Below are 13720 nucleotides of genomic sequence, written 5' to 3'. Positions count from 1 at the left end.
TTAACTCTTCGTCTGGCATGTAATCCAGAACCAGCCGTAAACGAACTAAATCTCCAATTGTTTGTATTTCTGTCCACTCAAATAGCTTAATTTGTGGTATAATAGCCATAACAGGCATCCCTCCCTGGGTAGGATTTTTGTCTTTTCAACTTCAATTTTACCACAGGTGGATGCCTGTTGCTTATTTTTTACAACATTTGAGGCTGGGGTGAATTTTTCCCTCAGCCTCTTGTTTTGCGCTAAAAACCCTTTTCTATACACCTTTTTCTGGGGTAAATTTATTTTTGACCTTTCGCTAATCCCTTGGATTGTCAGGATTTTCTGACAACGCAATTAGCTCACTATTTACGGACCTGACAGCAAGCGTTTAAATCACCCCTATAACCTGGTGGTCGTGAATGATCGCATCTATATTACCGATACCGATAATGGACGAGTGATAATTACCGATTATAATGGTAAATTTATCAAGGAATTTGGAAAGAGTGGCAGTCAGGGAAAGCTGGAGGACCCAATCGGTATTACTGCGGTAGATAATGAAATTTATGTAGTTGACCCTGCATTGAAGAAGATAGTAGTTTATGATCTGAATGGTAATTTTAAACGATATTTTAAATCTGATTATGCCACATCTCCTGTAAACATTGCTTACCATGATGGAAAATTCTATGTTCTTGATACTGGTGCGAAAACTACTGTTCATATCGTGTCACCGGAAGGCAAAGTCCTGAAACAAATTGGCAAACGGGGCGGAAACCCGGGAGAGTTTTATTATCCTCTGAGTATCAAAGTTGATGACCAGGGCCAGATCTGGATTGCCGACTCCAACAATAACCGCATTCAGGTGATTGATGAAAACGGCAAGTCCATCAAAGTTTTGCTGGGGAAAGAAGAAAATGGGACAGGGGGCTATGCGATACCCAGAGGGCTGGCATTTGATAAAAAGGGCTATATGTATACCTGTGAAACCTTAAGTAACATGGTAGCGATAACTGATGAAAAAGGGATTGTAGTAAAACGATTTAGCTATGCAGAGGACAAGACGGTTGCCGGAGAACCGGATTCATTAGAGCTACCAAATTCAGTTTTTATAGATGATAATCTGAGACTTTATGTGGTGGAGTATGGCAACAGCAGAGTTGTAGTTTATGACCTCAAGTAGTTTTAAAAGTTTCCGGCAGACGGTGGCTGCTGGAAAGCTAATTATATCTTATCTAAAGTAATATTTAATAGGAGGTGAACGCTTATGAAGAAGCGCATGTTATTTGTGCTGGCAGCTCTTTGCGCTCTCTTCACGGTGCCGTCGGTAGCATTTGCTATCAACTACTCAGGGCCGGTAACTCACGGTAACTTTGCCGGGAACTCCAAAGGCTGTGCTGACTGTCACGTAACCCACGGTGCTTCCGCAGCCAAACTGTTAAAGGGCGGTACCAACCAGACTGAATTTTGTTTCGTTTGCCATGGTAATGCCGGTATCAGCGGTTTTGATGTCAAAAATGGTAAGATCCAAACCGAGGACGGCACTACCTGGAATCCTTCCTGGGCCGGAGGTTTTGATCAGGCCTACGATTTTGGTGGTTCTGGAACCTATAAAGCTGTTACTTCTGTGCATAACGTAGAAAAAGACTCTGGTTCCACCAATATGCCTGCCGGTGTGGGCAACGGATTCCAGATTCCCGGCGGTTCCGGAACTTTGGCTGACAATTTCCGTTGCGGCTCCTGCCACAACCCCCATGCTGGCGGTACCTATGATAACACAACTTATACCAGCAAAAACCCGCGGTTACTGAAGAAGGCACCGTTGGGTGTGGATGTCCCCTACATGGGCCTATGGACTATCAGCAACACAACTAATAATACCGGTACTAACAGGGTAACCCAGTATGGTACAGGTATCAACGCCTGGTGTGGTGCCTGCCATGGTGTCTTTAATACTGAAGGTGTAGCTGGTTCTGGTCACACTGCTGATGTCAATGGCAAATATCGTCACGCCATGGGTGTACTGGTATCACAAACTACCCACCCCGAATGGAATCCTGGTCTGGATAGTGATGATGGAATTGCTCTTGACTCTGCTGGCAAGCTGAACTGCTTGAGCTGCCACCGGGCTCATGGTTCTTCTGCCACTACTTCCAACGGGTTTATGCGTTATGCAAGCTATAATGGTCAAGCCCAAAGCACCAGCTCTGTTCTGCTGCGTCTGCCTGAGCGGGATGTCTGCTACAGTTGCCATGGTGCTGCTCAGTACAACAAGCCTTCATAAATCGAGCTGCTAGCAGCAAAATCGACACCTCCACTTGCGGAGGTGTCGATTTTTGTCGGTAAAAAACTGACAGGTTTTGCAGGAATTTTATAAAAAATGATAGAATTAATTATCTGAGTTTTTGTAAAGGAGGTGTACTATGAGCAGAAAGGCTTTAATGTTTGTGCTTTTTTTGTTCTTCTGCATTGTTAGTCCTGTTTATGCAGCCGAAGATTGCAGTCTGTGTCATGGGCAAACGATCAGCAACTTTACTTTACCGCCGTTGAGCCGCACGTCTGAGTGTGCGAGCTGTCACAACAGCGGGGCCCATGCTACCTGGAATACTGTGCTGGTGCCTAATGCAGGCTATTTTAGTACCATGGATGCGGTTTATAGTTCCGCACAACAGCTGCACCAGCTGCATGCGGGGGATAACCTGCAAGCTACTACTTCTTCCTGTAATAAATGTCATGGTAACGTATCCTGTACCATGTGCCACCAGAATGTTGGCCACGCCAACCATAGCTCTACCCGGTATGCTGCGCTGACCCAGCCTGCAGCCATCAAAACCTCGTATACTAATGTGTCTCTGAGTTGCTGGACTAGTAACTGTCACCAGAATTTGCCCACGGTAGTCAGGAAGAGGGGAGATAATAGTGACCTGTGTTTAAATTGTCACACAATTACCGTTAGTACAGGACATGGTGATGTAACTGGCAAGCATACACTGAATTTTGCTGCCACTTTTCCGCAACAGGATTGCAGTCAGTGCCATCTTAACAATTTAATGGATGAACACGCCCGTCGCCGTGGGACAGATGGAAATTTACTTACTTGCAGCTCCTGTCATAATTCTCAGCGACAGGAAGTAAAGGATGCAATAAAACAAAATAATATCCGATGTGATGCGTGTCATACGTTGCATGGCACCGATGTAAGCAGTTATCATCTGACCAATTTTGACGGGGTATCAACAAACTGTGGCAATTGCCACCAAGCTAATTTGACAGGTGAACATATCGGTAAAAAGGATAGGCAGGGAAATAGCATAACCTGCAGCACCTGTCATGATAATACCAGTGCTACAGTTCAAACGGCGATTGCCCTGAACAATACCCAGTGTACAGGGTGTCATACACCGCATGTCAACCCGACAGTTATGTTTGAGCAGGCGCCGATGAACAAGGCGGCGGTATGTTATAAGTGTCATAAAGCGGGACACAACACCAGCTATCTTGATCCCGGGGGTGCTGGCTGGTTCCAGTCGGCCGCCAGTGTAAATTCACAACCAGCAGTTTTACACTCTGTTCACCGGGGCGATAACTTACCAGCAACCACCAGTAGCTGTCAAAAATGCCATTTCACTGTTGCCTGTCAGGCCTGTCACATAGATCTGACCCACGGCAGTCACAGTTCCACTCAATACCAGGGGCAACAGCTAAGAGTTGCTAATGGGACATCTATTCTTGTCCTGCAGGAAAACTGTACCAACAGTAATTGCCACGGCGTACTGGGTAGTGTAAAAAGACTTCGAGCTGATGGCAGCCAGCTATGCTTAAACTGCCATAACTTTGATATGAATGGACAGGGAGATATTAATGCTCTCCATCAAGTATTTGTTGCCGGGAGTAATTGTACCCAGTGCCATCAGGCGACTCTGACAGGTGAGCATGCGGCACGAACTGACCGCAATGGTCAGGCCTATGATTGTAACCTCTGTCATGGAGCCAGCGTTCCTGCCCCAGTTGCTGAAGTAGTAAGCAGTGGGAATGTTAACTGTTCTGCCTGTCATAGCGGACACGCTGAACAGTACCAGAACTATCACCTCGCAGATTGGTCGGGCTATAGCAGCTCGAATTGTTCTGAATGTCACAGTAATGATTTACTAACCCAGCATACCGGCAAAACCTGCGATACCTGTCATAAATCCAACCAGGCGACAGTACGCCAGGCAGTTCTTGCTGGTAATGCCAGATGTGATGCCTGTCATACAGTTCATGGTAACCTCTCCGGAACCCACGTTATTACCTATCAGCAAGGATCTGACTGTGTAGTTTGCCATAAAACAGATATATCTGAAGAACATCTTAAAAATCTGACCAGCCTGGGCAAGACCAATTTATCCTGTGAGAGCTGTCATCAAAGTAGCAATCCCGCCGTGCAGGCAGCTATTGCTACAAGAAATAATGATTGTTCTGCCTGTCACTCAACAATCCATCAGCCAGCAGGCCAGGCATTTTCAGAGGGCCAGGTTAACAAAAGTGTAACCTGCAAGATCTGTCATTATGTTGGCCATGGCAATGTAAGTGTTATGCTTCCGGAAGGCAATTTTGCCACTACTAACTCCTTAAACCTTACAGCGGCAGAAATCCACCGCTGGCATAACGGTGATAACCTGGCGGCAACAACTTCCCTATGTATGCGCTGTCATGCACAGGCATCCTGTAAAAGCTGTCATAGTACTGTCAATCATGAGCAGCATGGACAGGTTGGGGCCAGGGCCGAATTTAGAGCTAGTGGTGCTAGCTATAGCTTAGTACCTCTTAGTTGTAACAATTCGGCCTGTCATGATACAGGTTACAGTATTAGACGTGTCAGACCGGATAACCAGAAACTTTGCCGTAACTGTCACAGTTTTGATTATCAATAAGATTTTTGTTCCGCCAGTAATGGCGGAATTTTCTTTTTAATTGCAGGAATTTATTAACACATGTCGAATAAAAAATATTGAGAAGGAGGTGAGAAGGTTTGAATGTGAATAACATCACTAGCAGAGGAGGTGAACGGATGGTGGTCTCAGCATTGAGACGAAAGCTGCCAGGAATAGTACTTTGTTTAATGTTGCTGGTTGCGATGGTTTTTCTATCCGGTCGGGCTGAAGCGCAGTCCAGCAGTGATTGTGCCCTTTGCCATCAGTCGACGGTACAAAATTTTCAACTTTCTCCGCTAACCAAAGGCAGTAACTGTGCTGTCTGCCATATGTCGGGGGCACATGCCAGCTGGCCGACGGTGCTGGTCGATGGTGTGGGTTACTTTACCGGGACACTGGCTCTACAATCCAGTGCCAGCTATCTGCATAATGTCCATGCTGGTAACAATCTTCAGGCAACAACTAGTGCTTGCATGCGCTGTCACAGCAATGTGTCCTGTGATGCCTGCCATAATAATGTGACTCACATCAGCCATAGTTTGACCAAATACTTGCCTCAGAATAATTATGCTGCTGATGGGAAGACTTACAGTCTTAAGACATTATCCTGTTGGACATCCAATTGTCATGGCAATCTTCCCAATGTGGTTCGCAAACGTTCTGATGGCAGCGATCTATGCTATAACTGTCACAGCACGGGTTTAACTGGCCATGGCGATATTGATGCCAAGCATCAGACAGTCTTGCCCGATCAGCTAAACGGTTCGACTGGACCCATTTCCCTTAACTGTGGTCAGTGTCACCTGGATAAACTCAACCAGGAGCACGCTGGTAAAGTCAATGACTGTGCCAACTGTCATGGTGATTCAGTACGGACCGATGTAAAAACAGTAGTAGATGCAGCTAAAGCTACTACTGATCCGGTTGCAGATTTGGCTGCCAAACAATGCTTTAACTGTCATGTCAATCCGCCACTGAAGCATCAACCTGCTCATACAGCCGACAATGTTACCAACACACCTGCGTTGCATAGTGATTGCAATACCTGTCATAGCCAGACGGATTTGGCGGGCACAGTGAAAACACTGGCAACATCCAACCAGGACTACAGTTGTTTTGTCTGCCACAACGGGAGCCGTTCACCGTTGCACAAGGCCGTATTCAGCGGCAATAACCAGGAATATGACTTACCGGCAATGCATAGTGCTTGTGCAACCTGTCATGGCAATCCCGCTGTGAATGACAAGATCAATAGCCTGGCAGCAACCAATCCTGCTTCGGCCTATTCCTGTAATGAGTGCCATAGTGGCAGTATGCAACCCAAGCACAGTGCTGCTTTAACTTTCGGTGGAGCGTCTCTTGATACTGTTGGTTTCCATCCCAGCTGCACTACCTGTCATGGTAACGCTCAGGTAACAGCTATTATTCCGCAGCTAAAAGCTACGGCAGGAAGCTACCTGTGCACTGACTGCCATAATGGCAGTGTAGCTTCTATTCCTAAACATCAGGCAGAACCTGAAGCTGGAGCAGCAACTCTGGATACCACCCAGTATCACCCTGATTGTGCCACCTGTCACGCCAACCCGGCAGCTCAGGCTAAAGTCAGTGGGTTGAAACAGGCTGGTAGCTATCAGTGCTGGAGCTGTCACGATGGGGTAGTGGCACCGACGGCTACCCATAAAGCTACCCTGGATCAGACGGGGGTAGCTTATGAAACCCCGAAAATGCACCCCAGCTGCAATACCTGCCACTTGAGTACTGACAGTAATGTTAAAACCCAGATTAAGGTTCTGGTTGGTCAGACCAGTTACAATTGTAGTGCCTGCCATACTGGTAGCATGGCACCGCGCCATCAGGCCTTGCTGGAGGCAGGGGGAACTCTTTACAATACAGCCAGTTTCCATCCTGATTGCACTACCTGTCATGGCAACCAGCAGGTAGTCAACAACATTTCAGCTTTGAAGACTAAGAATCCCTATTATTGTCTGGATTGCCACAATGGCACTGTGGCACCTCAGCCTTACCATCAGGCCAGGTTTGACAGCAATGGTCAGGCTCTTTCTACACTAACATTCCACAGTCAGTGTGCTACCTGTCATGGCAATACAAATGCGAATAACACTATTAGCCAGTTAAAGGGTACCAGTGGTTACCTGTGTACAGAGTGTCATAATGGTACTGTGGCGGCAAATCCCAGTCACCAGGCGCGTTTTGATGCTAACAGCAGTCCCGAATCGACGGTTACTATTCACAAGGATTGCGCAACCTGTCATACCAATACGACAGTTGCCCCCATCATAGCTCAGCTGAAAGGGACTTCTGGCTATCAATGTTCGGAGTGCCATGGTGATATCAGCAGTAAGCACATAACCACTATCTCTACCTATCCTATTGATTGTACCTGGTGTCACTCCACCAGCCTGGTGGATACTCACCTGAAACCGACTATTACATTAAACGGTACCTATACCTGTAATACCTGTCATGGCACAACCAGTCCGGTGAACAGCCAGGTGCAACTGAAATTGAAACAGTGTACAGATTGCCATAATGGTACCAGCGTTCAGGCACCGCATCCGAGCGAACAGTACGTGCCCAGACATGTTAACAAGTTCCCGGCCTTCTTGCCGGAATATGCTCCGGATTGTGGCAGCTGTCATAACAAGCAGTTCATCAGCTTGCACAATGATGTACAGCCTCCTGTCGGACCGGTTTCCTGTGACGTTTGTCATACCAGAACAACTTATAAACCTATAGTAACTTCTTTGAACACTGATTGTTCTGGTTGTCACCAGGCGACTATGGTTGATCGGCATACCACACCTCATAACGTAGATACCGCCAAATACCCCGTAGCTGGAGATTGCCTGAAATGCCATGGTACTGCAGGCAATAACTTACTGGCAGTGCATAAGGCCAAGTCAACCAGCACAGTTACCTGCAATACCTGTCACGGCTCCAGCAGACCGGAAGTGCAACAGGCTATAGCTAACAACAATGTCAGCTGTGATGCTTGCCATAGCGGTGGTACCGGGCACAAGCATCCGGTTAACAGCTTCGAAGCTCAAGAAGAGGTAAGCTGTAAAGCCTGTCACACAACTGACCAGGCTACAGGTTCTACTGAGCTGGCAAAACTGCACCTGGATCGGGGCCTGTCCTGTGCTACCTGTCACAACCCGACTTTTGAAGGCAGTGTGATAATCAAAGATGGTGCCATCAATGTACCCTACTGCAGTAGCTGCCATGATGGTACTAAGGCACCAGCACGGCATACCAGCCCGGCGCCCGGTCATACTGCCAGTGGTTATGGCGCCTTGACCAGCCTGGATGGCTACAGCTGCACCAACTGTCATAGCACCTTGAAGGTAACTGAGCTGCATAAGTCCAAAGGCTGTAATACCTGTCATGACAATCCGCAAAGCCCGATCTTTGCCACTGCGCAGCAGGTGATTACCAGCAACTGGAGCAGGAATACCGGAACTAAGACCGGTTACGCCTGTGATAGCTGCCATGGCACCGTGCATGGGTCCTGGACGATACTGCATACCTCCAGTTATGTGGCCAATCCGCCCATGAACTGCGCTGATTGCCACAAGAATTACCTGCCTGAGGAACACTTGAAGGCACTGCAAACATCCAGTGGTATTGCTTATGAAGTGCAGCGCAGTAGCGATTATGTTAACTTCGTCAAGGTGGGAACTACTACTGGTACTACCTTTAGTGTGGGCAGCCTGAGTCCCAACACGACCTATTACTTCCGGGTACGGGCCTATGATGCTGCGGGTAATTATTCAGGATTCAGCTCTGTGGTAAGTGCTACCACTAAACCGGCACCGGTTACCGGTATAACCAAGAATCCGGGAGCTGCTGAATATGCTAGCGGCAATAATGGCGACAGTGTATCCGATACAGGTATCAGGTCACTGAGTCCCACTGCCTTGACCCGGATTACCGATAATAAAGATACCTTCTATTCCACCTCTGATGTGGTGGTAAAAGAAGGGAGCAACAGTGACCAGTGGCTATATGTACGGTTACTGGAAGATGCTAAGAACTACACTGCTATAAAGCTACAGGTACGGGCTTCCTGGAAGAGCACTGATAGTGCTGGTAGCATCGTGATCTATCCTTATAAGAGTGACGGTAAGAGCATCAACACTACCTCAGCCGTAACTTACAAGATCACCAATCCTGCCGCCAAAGGGACCTATGCTGATTATGTCATTGATGTGACTTCAGCAGCCAGCACAATGCAGAATTTTGGCTGGATGAAGTTCCGCATCAAGACTGGCAGTGATGGGACTTACAAAGAAGCGGCCATCAGTGAAGTGCGGTTCTTGCTGAGCAGCGGTACAAGTACGGAAAGCTCTGTCACTACACCCAGTACTACAGTTGCGCCGGTAACTGGCAGCACTGATACCCAGCCTCCGACCGTACCGGGCGGACTGACTGCTACGGCTGTCAACTCAGCCCAGATTGATCTGAGCTGGAATCCTTCCAGTGATAACAGTACATCTGGCACCGGCTCCTGTGCGGTCTGTCACCAGAGCACCCGGACCGAGGTTCAGACTGCTATTACTCAGGGAAAAGTTAACTGTGATGCCTGCCATACCATCCATGCGGATGTTAACACCGTGCATACCAGTACCTTTGTTGACTCTCCGCAGTGGGATTGCAGCAAGTGTCACAGCAATGTACTGAGCGTGGAGCATCAGAACCGCGGCTTCACCTGTGCTACCTGTCATAACAGTACCCGTACCGATGTGCGGACAGCTATTAGCAGCAAGAACACTAAGTGCACTGCTTGCCATGTGGTACACACTGATTTGACGACACCGCACCTGACGGGAATCTTCCCGACAGTCAGCACCAGCGACGACTGTCTGAAATGTCATACCGGTCAGGCGGCGGAATTTGCTACGACCCAGGCATCCTATCATGCCATTTTGGGAACCAGTAAAGCTAGCGGTTGGGGTGGCTACATTGGCGGCTATACTGCTACCAGTCAGTTGACCTGTAAATCCTGTCACGGGCCTACGACTCCTGGAGGCACTACAGCTTATGCCAATATCCTGCCCCGGACCTGGACCTATACCTCAGGTTCCAATGATAAGAACATGCTTTGCTATATGTGCCATGATTATGGTACTTATGGCGGCGGTTCCAGTACCTACAAGACCGGCTTCAGTTCCGGTGGCGGTTCCAAGAACCTGCATAATTTAGGAGATCACAAGAAGGGTGGCTACTTGCAATGTACCTGGTGTCACAGTGCTGTGCCCCATGGGGTCAATCGTCCGCATCTGATGGTTCTGACAACCGATCCTAAGCCGTACAGCAGTGGCGCAGTATTGTATAAGTTTGTTGATGCAGCGCCGGGTAATTATAGCAAGAGCAATTGTGGTTCTAATAGCTCCTTGTGTGGAGACCATAAGGGTTACTAATTGGCTTTCTGGTACCGGGCCAGCCAGGCCCGGTACCAGCCCTTATTTCAATTCCGTCATTGAGGTGTAATATGATAAGTAAACTGGGGCGATTCTTGCGGTCAGTCTCTTTAGCAGCAGTTGTTATGTTTTTAATGTTAGGATACAGCATAATGGCCATGGTTCTTAATCAATCACAACTATTTCGGCATCCGGTATTTTTATTTTTAGGTCTGGTTTTCCTGATTAATTTATTAGCCTGTACTTTGTTTCAAAGTCGAAAATTACGGTGGTCAGCACCGTTAGCAATATGGGGGTCTGTGATTTTTCACTGGGGATTAATTTTTGTAACTTGCGGGGCGCTACTCAGTTTTGCTTATAAAGTAGAAGGTTATCTGGTACTGGGGGAGGGCCAGGAAAAGGCTTTAACACCTACTGCTTTTTCTGTCCTGGAAACCGGTCGCTGGCAGCGTCAGTGGCCAGGATGGAACCTACAGTTATTGGAACAGAAGCGGCACTGGCGAGCCGATGGAACTCTGGCTTACACCAGTTCCCTGGTAATGGTCAAGACTGAACGGGGAGAAGAAGCAGTATGGATTGAAAAAGGGCAACCACTAATCATTGGAGATTGGCGTTTCTTTCATTACGCTACGGGTTACGCCCCGGGTCTGGTAGTAAAAAAAGATGGTGAATTGGTGGGTGCTTTCTTATTGCCGGCAGAAAAAACAGATGAAAATGAGCAGGGATACAGAATTAAGCTATTAGAGATATTACCTGATTTAAAATTGAGCGGGATCTTTTATCCAGATGAGAAAAACAAAAACTCGGAAAAACTGATAAATCCCATGCTGATCGTGAAAGCCGGAGAAGAAGTAGAGCTTCGCCCCGGGCAGGTAAGGAATTTAGGTCCCTATCAGCTGGAGTTAGGGGAGATCAGAGCCTGGGTGGGTTTAGAAACAGTTTATGATCCTGGAGCCAAAATTGTCTTTGCTGGTTCCTGGTTAGCGACGGCAGGATTGGGCCTCTGGTTTACTGGCAAAAATCGAAGGAGGTGAGCTGGTGCTCAAGACACAACTGATTTTGCTCTGGGTAAGTGTTTTCTTTTATGTTGTAGCAGCTTCACTGACAATAGCAGGCTCATGGTTTAGCAAACCAAACTGGCGGCAATGGAGCTATGTTGTAGCCTGGCTGGGATTGGTTCCTCAGACGGCGGCATTGTTGTTGCGCTGGTATCAAACCGGGCATTTTCCTTACTGGGGCACTTATGAGGTATATACCTCTTATGCCTGGGGGGCTGCACTATTAATTCAATTATTTTCGATGCTGGTACCGGCGGCGAGAAGTATAGTGGGCTGGTTATGGCCAGTGGTGTTTTTGATGATAGGCCTGGGCGCAATGGGGACCAAAGAAATTGAGGAAATACCCAGAACTTTTTATACTTTCTGGCTGGGAGTACACATTTTTTTCGCTAAACTATCATACGGTTCTGCCCTGATTGCTGCCGGACTTGGTGGGGCATTTCTCTGGCGAAGGAAAACAGCGGATCCGGCGGAGCTGGAAAGATTGGATCGTTTAAATTATAGCGTTTCCGGGTTTGCTTTTATTATGCTGGGAATTATGATTCTTTCCGGATCCATCTGGGCCTATAAGGCCTGGGGAGCTTACTGGCGCTGGGATCCGATTGAAACCTGGGCCCTCATTTCCTGGCTGGTTTATGGCATAGCCTTGCACCTTCGTTTTTCCTGGGGATGGCGGGGAGTCAGGGCAGCCTGGCTCAGTATTGCGGCTTTACTTTTAATCCTCTTTGCCTTTTTCGGCATTCCGCTGTTTTATCCCACTGCTCATGAGCATTTAACCTATTAAAATAAGGGGGAGAGCAAGATGGAATTAACAAAATGGGCTGAAGAGCTGGATGCGAAGGTGGCGGCATTTATTGCCCGCAGCTGGGAGCAGGAAACTAATGAGGCTGAGTTTAATGCCCTGGCGCTGGAAATCTTCGCTTACCAGTTTGAGGCAAACGACTATTACCGCAACTTATGTGAACAATTGGGCAAATATCCTGGTCAAATCAGCCACTGGAGCCAGATTCCGGCGATTCCTACCCAGGCTTTTAAGGAGTCGGTAGTAGCCAGCATCCCGGTAGAGAAGAGTGAATTGGCCCTGTTGACCAGTGGCACTTCCGATCCCAATTTGCGGGGAAAAATTTTCCGGGACCGGTCCAGTCTGGCCAATATCATCCAGGCTAATGCGTTGCTGACGAAAAAGTACTGTTTTCCTGATCGGGATAAAATGACCATGGCCATGTTGATCCCACCGCCGGAACAGGCCCCAGGGATGGCGATGGCTTTTGGTCTGGCCCAGTTGGTGAAAAATTATGGCAAGGAAGACAGTCGCTATTTTATTTCTACGCAAGGGCTGGATGTGGATGGGTTACTGACCTTTTTGCAAGATGCGGTAAAAGGTCAAGAACCTGTAGCCCTGGTGGGTGCTACATCGGGCTTTGTCCTCTTCTTTAACCACTTGCGCCAGCTGAATCTGCGGCTGGAGCTGCCCGCTGGTTCCAGGGTTCTTGATGGGGGTGGTTATCAGGGCACCTTTGGGGCTATGACCAGAGAAGAGTTTTATCAGAACTGTCAGGAATTCCTGAGCGTGCCTGCATATATGTGTGTGAATGTCCTGGGTATGAGTGAAAGTGGTACCAATTATATCGACAATGTCCTGGCGGAAGTATTGCAGGGACGGACAAATGTGGAAAGACAAAAAATTACTCCTCCCTGGACCAGGACAGTTGTGGTTGGATTGCGTACCGGGCAGCCTTTACCGCCAGGGGAGATCGGGCTAATCCGCCACTATGATTTGACCAACCGGGCCACTGTACTGGCTGTACAGACTGATAATCTGGGCTATTTGACTGCAAATGGATTTGAAATAATAGGGCGTGCTGAACAGGTCACCTCAGTGAAGGATTTTGCTCTCGGGTTAGGACACCGTTGTTCCACGGTAGTAGATGGAATGCTGGCCCACTCCCATGCCTGTTCGACAGTAATGGACCAGATCTTGAAAAAAGCCGGAGTTTAATCCGGCTTTTTTGATGTTTAGGAAATTATGCTTTAAGGCTTGATGTGGATAACTTAGGGTGTTAAGGTAGAAATATGAGAGCGCATGAGAAAGAAAATAAACAATCAATAAAAATAGTCGATATACTTAAAGAACATTGGGAACGGTTTCTCCAAATATACGGAGAAAAAATACCGGAAGACATGAGGGAGAGTGTAATTGAAGCGGTAGAAAAGGCAATAAAATGCGGGGACCCAAAGTACGGTTATGCAGAATACATATGTACTAATTGTACCGGGAGCGAGAAAAAGAAAGTAGCATTTACATGTAAGAGTAGATTTTGTAATCGAT

At 47.6% G+C, this 13720-nt stretch carries 8 protein-coding genes; all 8 read left to right on the top strand.

Annotated features, from left to right (window positions below; translation table 11 throughout):
* Positions 1–343: 343 nt before the first annotated feature.
* Positions 344–1162, top strand: coding sequence for a 6-bladed beta-propeller (locus B5D20_RS12585; RefSeq protein WP_078666569.1), 819 nt, complete (start codon positions 344–346; stop codon positions 1160–1162).
* 84 nt (positions 1163–1246) lie between these two features.
* Positions 1247–2263, top strand: a complete 1017-nt coding sequence (locus B5D20_RS12580; protein WP_078666568.1) for a cytochrome c3 family protein — start codon at positions 1247–1249, stop codon at positions 2261–2263.
* A 139-nt stretch (positions 2264–2402) separates the two neighbouring features.
* Positions 2403–4892, top strand: a complete 2490-nt coding sequence (locus B5D20_RS12575; RefSeq protein WP_078666567.1) for a hypothetical protein — start codon at positions 2403–2405, stop codon at positions 4890–4892.
* A gap of 137 nt (positions 4893–5029) precedes the next feature.
* A complete protein-coding gene (locus B5D20_RS12570; RefSeq protein WP_078666566.1) occupies positions 5030–10333 on the top strand; it encodes a cytochrome c3 family protein in 5304 nt (1767 codons plus the stop codon).
* Between the two features lie 299 nt (positions 10334–10632).
* Positions 10633–11367, top strand: coding sequence for a cytochrome c biogenesis ResB family protein (locus B5D20_RS12565; RefSeq protein ID WP_078666565.1), 735 nt, complete (start codon positions 10633–10635; stop codon positions 11365–11367).
* A gap of 4 nt (positions 11368–11371) precedes the next feature.
* On the top strand, positions 11372–12175 hold the full coding sequence (gene ccsA, locus B5D20_RS12560) for a cytochrome c biogenesis protein CcsA (RefSeq protein WP_242952078.1): 804 nt from the start codon (positions 11372–11374) through the stop codon (positions 12173–12175).
* Between the two features lie 18 nt (positions 12176–12193).
* Positions 12194–13390, top strand: coding sequence for a LuxE/PaaK family acyltransferase (locus tag B5D20_RS12555; protein ID WP_078666563.1), 1197 nt, complete (start codon positions 12194–12196; stop codon positions 13388–13390).
* 74 nt (positions 13391–13464) lie between these two features.
* Positions 13465–13720 (top strand): transposase zinc-binding domain-containing protein (locus B5D20_RS12550; RefSeq protein WP_200803512.1); only part of this gene is annotated, 256 nt, incomplete at its 3' end.

Origin of the sequence: Carboxydocella sporoproducens DSM 16521 (assembly GCF_900167165.1) — a bacterium.
Lineage (GTDB): Bacteria > Bacillota.
The sequence above is the reverse complement of the archived record's forward strand: the minus strand, read 5'-3'. Positions and strand labels throughout refer to the sequence as shown.

What these genes read in the sequence shown, in the direction of transcription:
- B5D20_RS12575 (WP_078666567.1), top strand. Translation starts at nt 2,403, where the DNA reads ATGAGCAGAAAGGCTTTAATGTTTGTGCTTTTTTTGTTCTTCTGCATT.
- B5D20_RS12580 (WP_078666568.1), top strand. Translation starts at nt 1,247, where the DNA reads ATGAAGAAGCGCATGTTATTTGTGCTGGCAGCTCTTTGCGCTCTCTTC.
- B5D20_RS12555 (WP_078666563.1), top strand. Translation starts at nt 12,194, where the DNA reads ATGGAATTAACAAAATGGGCTGAAGAGCTGGATGCGAAGGTGGCGGCA.
- B5D20_RS12570 (WP_078666566.1), top strand. Translation starts at nt 5,030, where the DNA reads ATGGTGGTCTCAGCATTGAGACGAAAGCTGCCAGGAATAGTACTTTGT.